General features: G+C 69.9%; 16 protein-coding genes. 12 read left to right on the top strand and 4 right to left on the bottom strand.

Going from position 1 to position 14,654, the window contains the following annotated elements:
• Together infB and rbfA are read left to right on the top strand one after the other, a co-directional pair.
• Positions 1-1,991: translation initiation factor IF-2 (gene infB, locus WBP48_RS01450; protein ID WP_424434993.1), on the top strand; the 1,991-nt coding region annotated here is incomplete at its 5' end.
• A gap of 134 nt (positions 1,992-2,125) precedes the next feature.
• Positions 2,126-2,560, top strand: coding sequence for a 30S ribosome-binding factor RbfA (rbfA, locus tag WBP48_RS01445; RefSeq protein ID WP_424434990.1), 435 nt, complete (start codon positions 2,126-2,128; stop codon positions 2,558-2,560).
• A 23-nt stretch (positions 2,561-2,583) separates the two neighbouring features.
• On the opposite strand, the gene WBP48_RS01440 is transcribed toward rbfA, so the two are convergent.
• The gene (locus WBP48_RS01440; RefSeq protein WP_424434987.1) at positions 2,584-3,231 is read right to left on the bottom strand and encodes a TetR/AcrR family transcriptional regulator; all 648 of its coding nucleotides are present in this window, start codon (positions 3,229-3,231) and stop codon (positions 2,584-2,586) included.
• A 58-nt stretch (positions 3,232-3,289) separates the two neighbouring features.
• Between WBP48_RS01440 and WBP48_RS01435 the strand changes: the two genes are divergently transcribed.
• Both WBP48_RS01435 and WBP48_RS01430 read left to right on the top strand, forming a co-directional pair.
• Positions 3,290-4,582, top strand: coding sequence for a glycosyltransferase (locus WBP48_RS01435; RefSeq protein WP_424434984.1), 1,293 nt, complete (start codon positions 3,290-3,292; stop codon positions 4,580-4,582).
• On the top strand, positions 4,579-5,124 hold the full coding sequence (locus WBP48_RS01430; protein WP_424434981.1) for a hypothetical protein: 546 nt from the start codon (positions 4,579-4,581) through the stop codon (positions 5,122-5,124). Before WBP48_RS01435 ends, WBP48_RS01430 begins: the two co-directional genes overlap by 4 nt.
• Before the next feature lie 121 nt (positions 5,125-5,245).
• On the opposite strand, the gene WBP48_RS01425 is transcribed toward WBP48_RS01430, so the two are convergent.
• Both WBP48_RS01425 and WBP48_RS01420 read right to left on the bottom strand, forming a co-directional pair.
• A complete protein-coding gene (locus tag WBP48_RS01425) occupies positions 5,246-5,731 on the bottom strand; it encodes a flavodoxin domain-containing protein (RefSeq protein ID WP_424434978.1) in 486 nt (161 codons plus the stop codon).
• 231 nt (positions 5,732-5,962) lie between these two features.
• The gene (locus WBP48_RS01420; protein WP_424434976.1) at positions 5,963-6,829 is read right to left on the bottom strand and encodes an A/G-specific adenine glycosylase; all 867 of its coding nucleotides are present in this window, start codon (positions 6,827-6,829) and stop codon (positions 5,963-5,965) included.
• 167 nt (positions 6,830-6,996) lie between these two features.
• On the opposite strand from WBP48_RS01420, the gene WBP48_RS01415 reads away from it, so the two are divergent.
• From WBP48_RS01415 to WBP48_RS01395, 5 genes are all read left to right on the top strand, one after another.
• Positions 6,997-7,677, top strand: coding sequence for a uridine kinase (locus tag WBP48_RS01415; protein WP_424434974.1), 681 nt, complete (start codon positions 6,997-6,999; stop codon positions 7,675-7,677).
• A 214-nt stretch (positions 7,678-7,891) separates the two neighbouring features.
• Entirely contained in the window at positions 7,892-8,869 is a 978-nt protein-coding gene (gene truB / locus WBP48_RS01410) for a tRNA pseudouridine(55) synthase TruB (protein WP_424434972.1), read from the top strand.
• A complete protein-coding gene (locus tag WBP48_RS01405; RefSeq protein ID WP_424434969.1) occupies positions 8,866-9,234 on the top strand; it encodes a hypothetical protein in 369 nt (122 codons plus the stop codon). The genes truB and WBP48_RS01405 overlap by 4 nt, the downstream gene beginning before the upstream one ends.
• A gap of 35 nt (positions 9,235-9,269) precedes the next feature.
• The gene (locus WBP48_RS01400) at positions 9,270-9,737 is read left to right on the top strand and encodes a hypothetical protein (RefSeq protein WP_424434966.1); all 468 of its coding nucleotides are present in this window, start codon (positions 9,270-9,272) and stop codon (positions 9,735-9,737) included.
• Positions 9,734-10,687 (top strand): bifunctional riboflavin kinase/FAD synthetase, encoded by a 954-nt coding sequence (locus WBP48_RS01395; RefSeq protein ID WP_424434963.1) that lies wholly within the window; start codon positions 9,734-9,736, stop codon positions 10,685-10,687. Before WBP48_RS01400 ends, WBP48_RS01395 begins: the two co-directional genes overlap by 4 nt.
• Positions 10,688-10,891: 204 nt before the next feature.
• Here the strand turns inward: WBP48_RS01395 and deoC are convergent, their stop codons facing one another.
• Positions 10,892-11,614, bottom strand: coding sequence for a deoxyribose-phosphate aldolase (gene deoC, locus WBP48_RS01390; RefSeq protein ID WP_424434960.1), 723 nt, complete (start codon positions 11,612-11,614; stop codon positions 10,892-10,894).
• Between the two features lie 109 nt (positions 11,615-11,723).
• On the opposite strand from deoC, the gene WBP48_RS01385 reads away from it, so the two are divergent.
• The 3 genes from WBP48_RS01385 to WBP48_RS01375 all read left to right on the top strand — a co-directional run.
• Complete coding sequence (locus WBP48_RS01385; RefSeq protein ID WP_424434957.1) at positions 11,724-12,608, top strand: glycerophosphodiester phosphodiesterase; 885 nt, start codon at positions 11,724-11,726, stop codon at positions 12,606-12,608.
• Positions 12,609-12,683: 75 nt separating this feature from the next.
• Entirely contained in the window at positions 12,684-12,896 is a 213-nt protein-coding gene (locus WBP48_RS01380) for a heavy-metal-associated domain-containing protein (RefSeq protein ID WP_424434954.1), read from the top strand.
• Between the two features lie 59 nt (positions 12,897-12,955).
• Positions 12,956-14,654 (top strand): heavy metal translocating P-type ATPase (locus WBP48_RS01375; protein WP_424434996.1); only part of this gene is annotated, 1,699 nt, incomplete at its 3' end.

The following is a 14,654-nucleotide window of genomic DNA, read 5'->3' as shown; positions in this document are numbered from 1 at the left end:
GTCCCGGTGGAGGCGGCGGCCGCGGCCGTGGTCCCGGTGGCGGCACGGCGGGTGCCTTCGGCAAGGGCGGCGGCAAGAGCAAGCAGCGCAAGTCGCGTCGCGCGAAGCGGCAAGAGTTCGAGATGCGGGACGCCCCGGTCGTCGGCGGCGTCAACGTCACGAAGGGCAACGGCGAGATCATTCGCCTGCGCCGTGGCGCGTCGATCGCGGACTTCGCCGACAAGCTCGAGGCGATCCGCGGCTACACCGTGCAGCCCGGCACGCTCGTGACCATCCTGTTCAACCTGGGCGAGATGGCCACTGCGACCGAGTCGCTCGACGAGGCCACCTTCGAGGTGCTGGGCGCCGAGCTCGGTTACAAGATCCAGATGGTCTCGCCCGAGGACGAGGACAAGGAGCTCCTGGAGGGCTTCGGTCTCGATCTCGAGGCGGAGTTGGAGGCCGAGAGCGAGGACGACCTCGAGATCCGTCCGCCCGTCGTGACCGTCATGGGTCACGTCGACCACGGTAAGACGCGCCTCCTCGACGCCATCCGCAAGACGAACGTCGTCGCGGGCGAGGCCGGCGGCATCACGCAGCACATCGGTGCCTACCAGGTGTGGACCGAGCACGACGGCATCGAGCGCGCCATCACCTTCATCGACACCCCCGGGCACGAGGCGTTCACCGCCATGCGTGCTCGCGGTGCGCAGGTGACCGACATCGCGATCCTCGTGGTCGCCGCCGACGACGGCATCATGCCGCAGACGGTGGAGGCCCTCAACCACGCGCAGGCCGCCGAGGTGCCGATCGTGGTCGCCGTCAACAAGATCGACAAGCCCGAGGCGAACCCCGCCAAGGTCCGCCAGCAGCTCACGGAGTACGGTCTGGTCGCCGAGGAATACGGCGGCGACGTCATGTTCGTGGACGTATCGGCGCGCCAGGGAATCGGCATCCAGGACCTGCTGGACGCTGTCCTGCTCACCGCCGACGCGGGTCTGGACCTCACGGCCAACCCGAACAAGGCAGCGCGCGGTGTCGCGATCGAGGCGAAGCTCGACAAGGGTCGCGGGTCGGTGGCGACCGTGCTCATCCAGTCCGGGACGCTGCGCGTCGGCGACGCGATCGTCGCGGGGACGGCCTACGGCCGCGTTCGCGCCATGATCGACGAGAACGGCGACGCGGTCGAAGAGGCCGCCCCGGCGCGTCCCGTGCAGGTGCAGGGTCTCAACTCGGTCCCGCGCGCCGGCGACACGTTCATCGTCACCGACGAGGACCGCATGGCCCGCCAGATCGCCGAGAAGCGCGAGGCCGCCGAGCGCAACGCCCAGCTGGCCAAGGCCCGCAAGCGCATCTCGCTCGAGGACTTCACCCGCGCGCTCGAAGAAGGCAAGGTCGAGTCGCTCAACCTCATCATCAAGGGCGACGTCTCCGGTGCCGTCGAGGCGCTGGAGGAGTCGCTGCTGAAGATCGAGGTCGATGACAGCGTGCAGCTGCGGATCATCCACCGCGGCGTCGGCGCGATCACCGAGTCCGACATCAACCTGGCCACGATCGACAACGCGATCGTGATCGGCTTCAACGTCCGCCCCGACGCAAAGGCGCGCGAGCGCGCCGCGCGCGAAGGCGTGGACGTCCGGTTCTACTCGGTCATCTACAACGCGATCGACGATGTCGAGCAGTCGCTGAAGGGCTTGCTCAAGCCGGAGTACGAAGAGGTCCAGTCGGGTGTCGCCGAGATCCGCGAGATCTTCCGCTCGTCGAAGTTCGGCAACATCGCCGGTGTCGTCGTCCGCAGCGGAACGATCACGCGTAACGCGAAGGCGCGCGTCATCCGCGACGGCGTCGTCCTCGCCGACGGCCTGCAGATCGAGTCGCTGCGCCGCTTCAAGGACGACGTCACCGAGGTCCGCACCGACTTCGAGGCCGGTATCGGCCTGGGCAAGTTCAATGACATCCAGGTCGGCGACGAGATCGAGACGACCGAAATGGTGGAGAAGCCTCGCGGCTGATCGTCGGACGTTGGCTCCGGCGATGGATGCCGCGTCGATAACGGGACCCCCGAGACCCCGACTATCGACGCGGCATCCATCGCCTCCGCCGGTGCCTCGGCATCGATCGGGGTGGCAAGAGAAGGGGAATGAAGATGGCGAACGAACGGCAGGCGCGGCTTGCGGACCGCATCCGCGTGCTCATCGCGGAGCGGCTCGAGAAGGGGCTGCGCGACCCGCGGCTCGGCTTCGTCACGATCACCGACGTACGTGTCACGGGTGATCTGCAGCACGCCTCCGTCTTCTACACGGTGTACGGCTCAGACGAAGAGCGCGCCGACACCGCTGCGGCGTTGAAGGCGGCGACCGGCATGCTGCGCAGCGAGGTCGGCAGGAGGCTCGGCGTGCGGCTCACCCCGTCGCTGGAGTTCATTCCCGACGCGCTCCCCGACAGCGCCGGCCACATCGCCGACCTGCTTCGCGAGGCGCAGGAGCGGGATGCCGCGGTCGCGGGCCTTGCGGTCGGCGCGGCCTATGCCGGTGATGCCGATCCCTACGTCAAGCCGCGCGAGTCCGACGACTTGGAGTGACTGTCGCCGGCGATCCCGCTGCGTCAGCGCTCCGGCGGGAGCAGGATGCTCTGCAGTCCGCGGTAGAGCCACGCAATGTACTCGTCGTGGGTGAAACCGGCCTGTTCGGTCAGACGGCCATAGGTCTCGGCCATCGTGAGGATCCAGATCGTCGCGACCTGCTCGGCGCGGGGGATGTCGGTACGCCACCACCCTCGGTCGTCGAAGCGGGCGAGAAACACCGCCCAGCCGCGTCGGATCGCGGCCATGTCGCGCTCCCAGCGCTCATGCAACGCCGGATCCGGCGTAACGGCCCACGCCTGCCATAGTTTGTACGCTCGAGCGTTCCACTCGGCGCTGCCCTCTGCCACGGCCGATATGAACTGGTCGCGCGTGATCGTATCGGCCGTCTTCTCGAACTCGGCCTGGGCCGCGGCCATCGTGTGGACCGGACCCAGCGTGGCCACTTCGATCGCCATCGCGAAGATGTCCGCCTTACTCCCCAGCCGTTCGAGGTAGGGGAGAGACACGTCGGCAGCCTCGGCGATCTCGGGCATTGTGGTCGCCTCCAGGCCGCGCGCGGCGAAGACGTCGGCTGCCGTGCGGAGCACAGCAAGACGACGCTGCTCGGCCTGGCGCTTGCGGCCGCTCGCGTCGTATGGGCGACGACGCTTTCGGGACTCTTGTGTCATATTCATGATGGGATTACCATATCTAAATCACATGGAGCCGCGCCGAAGGGAGCCCGGCATGTCTTCCATCCTCATCTGCATCAATCCCCACCCCTCGCACATCGCGCCGATGCTCGATGTGGTGCACGCGTTCGTCGGCGCCGGGCACCGCGTGCGCGTGCTCACCGGCATCCGCTTCGGGGACGTCATCCGCGCAGTCGGCGCTGAACCCTTGGCGTTGCCGCCCGCTGCCGACGTGTTGGAGGGTCTTGACTCGCGAGAGCGTCCCCGCGGGCGCCGGGCGATGAACGACGGGGTGAGGGAGACCTTTATCGACCCCGCGCGTGCGCAACTCCCCGTGCTCACCGCGGCCCTCGCCGCAGAGCACACCGACGCTCTCGTCATCGATCCGATTTTCCTTTCTGCGTATCTCCTCGGGGCGGATCGACCCGTGCTGGCAGCCTGTAGTTTCTTTCCGCTTTCGGTCTCTAGCGTGGACACCGCCCCTTTCGGCCTGGGCATGGCGCCGCCGCGCACCGCCGCCGATCGGGTGCAAAGTCGCGCAATCGCATGGTTCGCCCGCAGGGTGTTGCTCGCCCCCGTACATCGCGAGTTCGACGCGTTCTACCGCGAGCACGGACTCCCACCACTGGGCGACCTGTTCTTCACGGACTACTTCTTTCGGCCGGGCTTCATCGACCTGTACGCCCAGTTCACCGTGCCGTCGTTCGAGTACCCGCGCAGCGACCTGCCGGAGTGCGTGCGCTACTACGGACGACTGCGTCCGCCGAACGGGACGGCGGAGCTTCCGCCGTGGTGGGACGAGGTCGACGACACCCGTCCCATCATCCACGTCTCACAGGGCACCGTCGGCACCGCAGACTTCACGGAACTCGTCGTGCCGACACTCGAGGCTCTGGCAGACGACGACGTGACGGTCGTCGTGTCGGCCGGCCGTACCGGAGCAGCGACAGTCGGCGAGCTTCCTCCGCTGCCGCGCAACGCATTCGCCGCGGACTTCCTGCCCTACGACGAACTCTTCCCGCGACTGTCTGCGTTCGTGACGAACGGCGGATACGGCGGCCTGCACTACGCGCTCGCACACGGCGTGCCGATCGTCGTGGCGGGAGACACCGAGGACAAAGTCGAGACGTCGGCGCGCGTCGCATGGTCGGGCGCCGGGATCAGCCTGCGGACCGGGCGACCGTCGGCGGATGCCGTTCGCAAGGCGGTGCGCGAGGTGCTGCGCGAACCGCGCTACCGCGCGGCATCCGCTCGAATTGGCCGTGACCTCGCTGCAGCTCCCGGCGCTGCGGGTCTCGTCGCCGATGTCGAGCGGCTCATCGGCGCGAGGGTGGGAAGCGTACGGTGAGCACCGTCAAGCATCGCCCGGCGCACCGTTCGGTGCGCGTCGTGCGCGGGACCCACGCCTTTGCGGGATTGCTGCTGTGGCTGTTCTTCCTGGTGAGCGTCCCGCTGTACCTGTACCAGCAGAATGGCGCCATCACTGTCGAGGGATGGTTGGACATGTTGCGGGTCGAAGCCGAAGGCGGCGGTCCAGCGAACCTCGTGGCATTCCTCCTGCTCACCGCGGTAGTCGCGGCACTGGGGGTGACGATGCTCATCGATCTGATTCGAAGAGGACGCCGGCCGTTCACGAGCGCGGGATCACCACGCGGACGGCTCTATCTTCTGCACCGCTGGGTAGGTGCCGTGTTCGCCGTCACCCTTGTGGCGTATGTCGCGGCAAGGCTGTTCTCGGGTGCCGCGCCGCTGGCGCTCGGGTGGGCATGGTTGGTGCTGTTGATCGTGGTCGACCTGGTCGGTCTCGTGGTCTTCATCGTCTGGGCAGTGGCTGCGACGCGCCGTCGCGGGGCGAAGCTCCGCGACGGCGGCACAGCCAGCGGCAGCTAAACCGCCGAGCGGACACGCGGCCGCGACGTAGCGCAGGTCGGTCGCGGTGGGGGAGACCGACGCCGCGCACAGCAGCAGCGACTGCGGAGGGTTCCCGCCTGTTCCGCTCAGGGGGTTCCGCTCAGCTGCCGAGGCTCTGCCCCCAGGCGAGCGCGCGGTCGCGTTCGCCCGGTTCCAGCGGTCCCTGCTTGCCGGTGACGAAGAAGTCGGTCACCTCTTCGGGAGGAGTGCCGTGGTGGCGCAGCGACTTCGCCGCGGCCTTGGCCGCCGATCCGGTGAGTCTCGAGTGACCTTGGCGGGTGCTGAACAGGGCCACCCGCGGCACCGGGACAGGTGATGGCAGGGCGTCGAGCCAGTCGCGCACGCCCGACGTGGTGCCGACAGCGCCGTCGGTGACGGCCGCAGCGCGGGTCTCGGGGCGCGACATCGAGAACGTGTGCGTGGGGCCGCCGACCACGAGCAGATCGAGGTCGTCGTCGAGGACGGCCGGCGCGTTGTCGACGGCGGCCGTCTCGACCGGCCCCCACTGCTTCAGGCCCTCGGCGATCGACTCCGCGACCGACTGGGTGTTGCCGAACTGCGACTCGAAGACGACGAGACTCTTCATGCGGCGGACATTACGCTCGGTCTTCGCGTGCGGTGGTGTCTCTTCGCCGGAGAAAAGCGTCCGCTCGCTTGCAGACCGAGGCCCACAAGGCGCTGAGCGCGCATTGCGTTTCGACTCGGCCCTGCGGACCTCGCTCAACGCGCAGGCTCCGTGTCCGTGCGTTGAGCGGAGGAATCCGCGGGACTCCGGAGCAGAAACGTCGCATTGTGCCGCGCCGCCGCAGGCATGCGGCTACGAGGGCAGCCGAAGCACGCCGTCTGCCACCTCGATCAGCCCGTCGGCGATGAGCGTGCCGATCGCGCGGTCGCGCTGTGACGGATCGGGCCAGTCCGCGATGATCGCGGCATCCGACACCGGGTCGCCGTCGGCGTGACGCAGCGCCCGCAGCACGGCGCCGCGCGCCTGGCGGTCGCTGCCCTCGTACCGGGCCTGCTTGCGCCGGTCGTCACCGGTGTCGGGGTAGCCCGCCGCCCGCCAGGCGCACACGTGAGCGACGGGACACAGCTCGCACCGCGCCGCCCGGGCCGTGCACACGAGGGCGCCGAGTTCCATGACGGCTGCATTCACGGTTGCCGCGTCGGCCTCGTCGTCCGGCAGGATCGCCGCCATAGCGGTGAGGTCGCCTCTTGTCGGCGGGCCGGGCTGCGACCTGCCGCCCAGCGCGCGTGCCAGTACCCGCCGCGTGTTGGTGTCGACGACGGGATGCCGATCGCCGTACGCGAAGGCGGCGACCGCCCGCGCCGTGTAGTCGCCGATGCCGGTCAGCGCCAGCAGGTCGTCGACGTCGCGGGGAACGACGCCGCCGTGTCGGTCGCGGATCTCCACCGCAGCGCGGTGCAGCCACAGCGCCCGGCGCGGATAGCCGAGGTTCGCCCACTGGGTCACGGCGGCAGCGGGCGGGTCGGCCGCCAGCGCACGGGGTGTCGGCCACCGGGCCAGCCACGCGTCCAGGTGCGGAATGACGCGGGTCACGGGAGTCTGCTGCAGCATGATCTCGCTGACGAGGATGCCCCACGCCCCGAATCCCGGCCGCCGCCACGGGAGGTCGCGCGCATTGTCCCGATACCACGCGATCAGCGGCGTCGCGAGGTCGGGCATCCCGACAGCTTACGTCGGCGTGGGTCCGGCTGGGTTCGGGGTGGGTCCGGGAGGGGTCCCGGGAACCGGCACAACTCCGCCTCAGGTGCAGGCTCGGGATCGTTTGGGCCGCTTTGGGTCCGTGCAGGCGGAGTTGTGCAGGAGGATCGGCTCATAGGCTGGAACACATGCCCGAGCCCGCTGCCGAAAGTGCAGTCCCGACCGGCGGGCTGCTCGCTGGGTTGTGCGACGAGTTGCGCGGACTCCATCCGCGCGGGCGGATCCTCGTCGGCATCGACGGCGAGGACGGTGCCGGGAAGACCGTCTTCGCCGATGGGCTTGCCACCGTGCTCGCGGACGAGGGAATGACTGTCTTCCGCGCGTCGATCGACGGCTTCCATCGACCGAAGGCCGAACGGTATGCGCGCGGCCACACCTCGCCGGAGGGCTTCTACCGTGACTCGTACGACCTCGACGCCTTCTGCCGCGACCTGATCGAGCGCTACCGCGCAGGTGGATCGTTTCGTACCGCTGTGCACGACATCGTCACGGACGGGCCTGTCGAGAGGGTCGGAGGTCCCGCGCCGTCGGATGCCGTTCTCGTCGTCGACGGCATCTTTCTGCACCGGCCGGAGCTTCGCGAGCTGTGGCACTGGTCGGTGTGGCTGGAGGCACCGATGAACGTCCGCTATGCACGAATGGCGGTTCGTGACGGCAGTGACCCCGATCCGTTCGCGGAGTCGAATCGGCGCTACCGCGTCGGACAGGAGTTGTACCGGCGCGAGGCGGAGCCGCGCTCCGCGGCATGCGTCATTGTCGACAACACCGATCCCGCACATCCGCGCCGCAGCTCCGTCGACATCTGCTGAGGGAGACACCGACGGCACCGAGGCCAAGACGGTGTCTGTCGGTTGAGCACTCAGACGAACCGCCACGTACCGAATGCAGGAACAGCGACGTCAGATCGCGCGGCGGACGCGTGCGCGCCGCATGAATCCGCGGCTTGGACTCGTTGCGGCGTGCGGGCGCGCGGTGCCGCTCCTGCAAACGGTACGCGTCGCCGGGAGACATAGGCTGGAGCGCATGCCCGAGCCCGCCGCCGACATCGCAGCCCCGACGGGGATCCTGCTCGTCGACAAGCCGTCGGGCGCTACGAGCCACGACGTCGTCGCCCGTGCCCGCAGGGCGCTCGGTACCCGCAAGATCGGTCACGCCGGCACCCTCGACCCCATGGCGACAGGCCTGCTGATCCTTGGGATCGGGCCCGCCACGCGCCTCCTGACCTTCATCGTCGGGCTCGACAAGACGTACGAGGCGACCATCCGACTGGGGATCTCGACCGGCTCAGACGATGCCGACGGGGTCGAGACCGCGCGGGCGGATACCGCGGCGCTCGCCGCGGTCACAGACGAACGCATCCGCGCGGGCGTCGCGGTACTCACAGGCGAGATCGATCAGGTCCCGAGCACGGTGTCGGCGATCAAGGTCGGCGGCCGACGCGCCTACGATCTCGCCCGAGCGGGGGAGCAGGTGGAGTTGAAGGCTCGCCGCGTCACCGTGAGTCGCTTCGAGCTCGTCGGCGAAAGCACGACCGACGCCGATGGAACAGGCGCGATCGACATCGATGTGGTCGTGGATTGCTCCAGCGGCACCTACGTCCGGGCGCTCGCGCGCGATCTCGGCGCGGCGCTCGGCGTCGGCGGGCACCTCACAGCGCTGCGGCGCACCCGCATTGGTCCGTTCCACGTCGCGGACGCCGTCGCCGACGTGACCGGTGACGTCGCCCTACTGCCCCCCGCGGAGGTGGCCGGCGCCGTGCTCGGCGTCTTCCCTGTCACCGCCGACGAGGCGCGCGACCTACGCCACGGCAAGCGCCTCTCCGGCGCGGCAGAGCGGCTCACGCCCGCCGCGGCTGGCGCCGCAGCCCCGCTCGCTGCCGGTGCCACCATGCTCACCCCCGCCGCGATCGACCCTGACGGCCGCCTCGTCGGCATCGTCGAAGCCGTCGGCCCGCACCGCGCTGACGTCAAGAGCATCATGAATATGCCGGAGGAAGCATGATCCTGTGGTTCACGGTCGCGCAGGTGGCCGTCGCAGTGCTGGCGGGCCTCGTCGCCGTCGTGCTGGGTCTCGCCGGCCGCCGGCCGAGCGACCTCACCGTCGGCGGCATGGCGCTCATCCTCGTACTGCTCGTTGCACAGGTCGTCGTCGCGATCGTGTCGCCCCTTGCCGGAAATCCGCCGGTCGGCAGCGCGCTGGAGTACTGGGTCTATCTCGTCTCGGCGGTGCTGATCCCCCCGGCATCCGTTGTCTGGGCACTGATCGAACGCAGTCGGTGGAGCACCGTCATCATGGGGATTGCGGCACTGTCGGTTGCGATCATGGTGTGGCGCATGCAGGTGATCTGGACGACCCCGCCGCTCTGACCGGGGTGGCGGCGCGCGCCTATCATTGACGGGTCATGTCTTCGTCCCAGATCAGCCCTCACACCCCGAGGATGACCGGCGTCGGCCGCGTCCTCGTCGTCGTGTACGCGATCATGGCGCTCGCCGCGACCGGACGCTCGGTCGTGCAGATCGTGCAGGAATTCGCCGCCGCTCCGCTCGCCTACACCCTGTCGGCGATCGCCGCCGTCGTGTACATCCTCGCGACGGTCGCGCTCGTGAGGTCGGACTCACCCGTCTGGTACGCCGTCGCGTGGGTCGCGATCTGCTTCGAACTCATCGGTGTCCTCGTCGTCGGAACGCTGAGTCTGACGCACCCCGAGCTGTTCCTCCACGACGCGACAGTGTGGTCCGGATACGGCTTCGGTTACTTCTGGGTGCCTCTCGCGCTCCCGTTCGTCGGCCTGTGGTGGCTCCGCACCTCGGGCCGCACGTCGCACGAGGCGGATGCCGAGGCGGCCCCCGCGGGGAGGTCCAGCTGGTGATCGTCTTTCACGACCCCTCGGAGGTGCCCGAGGGCTTCGGACCGAGCGTCGTCGCCATCGGTAAGTTCGACGGCGTGCACTCCGGCCATCGCGCCGTGATCGACCGCGCGCGCGTGGCTGCGGCCGAGGCGGGTGCCCAGGTGGTCGCGGTCACGTTCGACCGCAACCCGCTCAGTCTGCTGCGTCCGGAGTTGTGCCCGGAACCGCTGTCGAGCATCGATCAGAAGCTCGGTCTCCTCGCCGAGGTCGGCCTCGATGCGACGCTCGTGCTGCGCTTCGACGCGGAGCTCGCGGCCCTGGAGCCGCGCGCATTCGTCGAGCACGTGCTGGTGCGCTTGGGTGTTGTGACGGTGATGGTCGGCGACGATTTCCGTTTCGGGCGCGGCGGGGTCGGCGACCCCGTTCTGCTGGCGCGTCTGGGCAGGGAGTACGGCTTCGCCGTCGAGGTCGTCGGCGATGTGCAGGGTGGTGGGCGGCGCGTGTCGTCGTCGTGGGTGCGCGATCTGCTCGCGGTAGGCGACGTCGAGGATGCCGCCCGCCTGCTCGGCCGGCCGCATGCCGTGTCCGGCGAGGTCGTCCACGGACTCAAGCGCGGCCGTGAGCTCGGCTTCCCGACGGCGAACCTGGGGGAGGATGCCGAGGGCTTCATCCCCGCGGACGGCGTCTACGCCGGCTGGCTCGTTGTTGCCGGCGGACCGGGCGACGCCGCCGGAGTCACGACCCGCTATCCCGCCGCGATCTCGGTCGGTACCAATCCGACGTTCGGCGATGTTGCCCGTCGTCAGGTGGAGGCCTACGTCCTCGATGAGTCGGGCCTGGACCTGTACGGGCACCGCGTGCAGCTGCGATTCACGCACCGCATCCGCGGCATGGTCGCGTTCGAGGGCATCGACGCGTTGGTCGCGCAGATGACCGACGACGTCGCGCGCGTGCGGGCCGCGCTGGCCTGAGCCCGCCGCGTCTGCCCGTCGCGCTCGCGCGGTCGTCGCGCAAACTCCACGGATTCGGAAGGGGTGAAGCCGGTTTCCGGCGAATCCGGCCGAGCAACACGCAGATCCGTGGAGTTTCAGCCGCCCGGGGAGTGAGACCGCGGTCGCGCCGACCTGTGGGGGGCACCTGCGAGCCGCGGCCTGCGGACCGCGGGCGAGCGGAAATCAGTACGAGGTGGTGTCGACGGCGCCGATCGCCTGCTCCCCGGCATCCACCCGCCGCGCTTCGCCGAGGATCACGGCGCTGCCGCTCGTGCCCAGGCGCGTCGCGCCCGCCGCGAGCATCGCGAGCGCGTCGGCGTAGCTGCGGACGCCGCCCGACGCCTTCACCTGGACGCCCTGGCCGACGCTCGCGCGCATCAGCGCGACGTGGGGGACGGTCGCGCCGCCGCCCGCGAAGCCCGTCGAGGTCTTGACGAAGTCCGCACCGCCGGCCTCGGTGAGGCGGCTGCCACGTGCGATCTGTTCGTCGTTCAGGAGCGAGGTCTCCAGGATCACCTTCGTGATATGGCCGGATGCCGCGGCCACGACCGCCGCGATGTCGGCCGTGACCGCGTCGTCGAAGTCCGTTCCGGAGCGCAGCGCCCCGATATTGATGACCATGTCGAACTCGGTCGCTCCATCGGCGAGGGCCTGGCGCACCTCGGCGACCTTCGCGGCCGTCGAGGTCGTACCGTGCGGAAAGCCGATGACGGTGCCGACGGCCACACCGGTTCCGGCCAGGCGCTCCACGGCGTGGGGGATGTCGCTCGGGCGCACGCACACGCTGAACACGCGCCACTGGGCGGCGATGTCCAGTTCCGCGTCGACGTCGGCGCGGGTCAGCTCGGGCTTGAGGATCGCGTGGTCGATGGTCGCGGCGAGGTCGCGTTCGGTGGGTACAGGCATGCCTTCCAGGGTACGCGATGCGAGAAAAGGTAACGAAACGGTAACGGTCACGCTAAGGTGACGGTGACGGCGCGTCCATGACGACGGCCAGGCACGAAGGATCGACCCGATGACCTCTCTGCGGACAGCCGACAGGCTCCCCGCACTGCTGATCGTCACAGCGCTCGCGGTGGCGAGCATCGTCATCGCGCTGGTGGGCGTGGCGCCGGCACGAGTCAGCGCCGCGGAACTGATGGGCGCCGAGCGCACACCCGGTGAGGCGTCCTTCATCGCGGCGCACCGCGGCGGCTCGTCGATGGCTCCGGAGAACACGCTGCCGGCCGTCCGCGCAGCGCTCGTCAGCGGATTCGGCTACGTCGAGGTGGATCTGTCGCTCACCGCCGACGGGGTGGCCGTGCTGATGCATGATCGCACCGTGAACCGCACGACCGACGGCGAGGGGTCGCTGGCGTCGCTGACTCTCGCGGCAGTCAGGACCCTCGACGCCGGAGGGTGGTACTCCGCCGCGTTTGCAGGGACGCCCGTGCCCACGGCCTCGGAGTTCCTCGACGTGCTCGCCCAGCTGGATGGCCGGGCGATCCTCGACCTCAAGGGCGTGTGGACTCCCGAGGCGGCAGATGATCTCGTGGGCGAGTTGGCGGCGCGTGGTCTGGAACGACGCGTCGCGGTGGCCAGCTTCGACGCGCGTGCGCTCGCGTATGTCCAGGCACGATCGGACGTGATCCCCCGGCTGCTGATCCTCAAGACGCTGCCCACCGACATCGTTCCGGCGGCCCTCGCCGTCGGAGCGCGCGGGGTCGTCGTGGGTCGCGGCGCCCTCCAGGCCCGGCCCGAAGTCGTTGACGAGCTGCACGAGGCGGGCCTGCGGGTCGTGGCGTACACACTCAATTCCGATCGGCAGTGGGATGCTGCGACCTCGCTCGGCGTCGACGGCATCGTCACCGACGACCCGGGCCTGCTCGACCACTGGCAACGCGGACTCGCGAGCCGCTGATGCCGGGAATACCCCAGGGGGGTATTCTGTTGCGTGGGATATGGCCCGCGACGTGCGGCGCCGAGAGGAGACATCATGACCACCAGCACGTACACCGTCCAGGGCATGACGTGCGCGCACTGTGCGGGAGCCGTCTCGCGCGAAGTGCGCAAGATCACGGGCGTCGACGACGTCGCGGTCGACGTGAGCACCGGTGGGCTGACCGTGACCGCGACGGCGACACCGGCAGAGGCCGACGTTGCCGCCGCTGTCGCAGAGGCGGGCTACACGCTCGTCGTCGCGCCGTGAACACGCCGACCGAGACCGGGCTCGCCCCGCACGCCCAGGCCGTCCTCGACATCGAGGGGATGACCTGCGCAAGCTGCGTGGCCCGCATCGAGAATCGGCTGCAGCGCCTTGACGGCGTCTCGGCGGCCGTGAATCTTGCGACCGAATCGGCGCGTGTCGACTACCCGGCAGGTCTCCCCACCGAGGCGCTCGTCACGGCCGTCCGCGAGGCCGGTTACGACGCCCGCGTGCGGCCACGGTCGGCCGCCGGTACCGCCACGACTGGGCCGCGTTCCGTCGGGCCCGACCCGCACGCCCACGGCGACCCGCACGCCCTCGGCGACCCGGGTCACGGCAACGCACGCGGCGACCACGACGACGACCACCGCTCGGACGTCGCCGCGCACCCCCATGGCGCTCATGACGACCATGGCGCGCACGGCTCGGCATCCGGCGGTCACGTCCACGACGTGGAGGATCGCCCTGGAAGCACGACGCTGCTCACGCGCCTGATCGTCAGTGCCGTGCTCGCGGTGCCGGTCGTCGTCCTCGGGATGGTGCCGGCCTTGCAGTTCCCGGGCTGGCAGTGGGTCTCGCTCGCCCTCGCGACTCCGATCGTCGTGTGGGGCGGCTGGCCGTTCCACCGCGCGACGTTCGCGAACGCCCGTCACGGCGCCATGACGATGGACACGCTCATCACGCTCGGCACCGGCGCCGCGTACCTGTGGAGCCTCTGGGCTCTGCTGTTCGGCACCGCTGGCCACATCGGGATGACGCACGACTCCGCGCTGTTCGGACCCGTGCACGACCCGTCCTCGCTCGTCTACTTCGAGGTCGCGTCGGCCGTCACGGTGTTTCTGCTGCTGGGTCGCGTCATCGAGCAGCGCTCCAAGCGCCGCGCCGGTGCCGCGATGCGCGCGCTCATGGAGCTGTCGGCGCGCGACGTCGAGCTACAGTCCGGTGAGCGCGTCCCGATCGAGCAGCTGCGGGTGGGCGACGTGTTCGTCGTGCGCCCGGGCGAGAAGATCGCGACCGACGGTCGCGTCGTCTCGGGGCGCGCGTCGGTCGACGAGAGCATGATCACCGGCGAGTCGGTACCCGTCGACATGGATGCCGGCGCCACCGTCACCGGCGGCACGATCGCCACCGACGGGCGCCTGGTCGTCGCGGCGACCTCGGTCGGCGAAGACACGCGTCTCGCGCACCTGGCACGCCTCGTCGAGGACGCCCAAGCCGGCAAGAGCCGCGTGCAGCGGCTCGCGGACCGCATCTCTGCGGTGTTCGTGCCGATCGTCATCGCCCCGTCGGTGCTGACGCTGCTCGGCTGGATGGTCGCGGGCGGGTTCGGCGGCGAGAGCATCGCCGCCGGCTTCACCGCTGCAGTCGCCGTGCTGATCATCGCGTGCCCCTGCGCGCTCGGGCTCGCCACTCCCATCGCGATCCTCGTCGGCACCGGCCGCGGCGCGCAGCTGGGCGTACTCATCACAGGACCGGAGGCACTCGAAGCCGCGGACCGCATCGACACCGTCGTGCTCGACAAGACCGGCACCGTCACCGAGGGCCGCATGACGGTCACCTCGGTGGTGCCTGTGGCATCCGTCGAAGCGGCGGATGCCGAGGAGATCGCGCACCTGGTCGGCTCGCTCGAACACGCCTCCGAGCACCCGGTCGCGCGTGCTCTGGCGGCGCTCGCACCGGAACCTGCCGAGGTGGCCGACTTCTCCGGACTCGCGGGGCGCGGCGTGACCGGGACGGTCGACGGCCGGGTCGTCTTCGCGG

This window comes from Microbacterium sp. (assembly GCF_049661145.1).
Taxonomy (GTDB): domain Bacteria; phylum Actinomycetota; class Actinomycetes; order Actinomycetales; family Microbacteriaceae; genus Microbacterium.
Note: the sequence above shows the minus strand (reverse complement) of the source record. Positions and strands in the feature narration are given on the sequence as shown.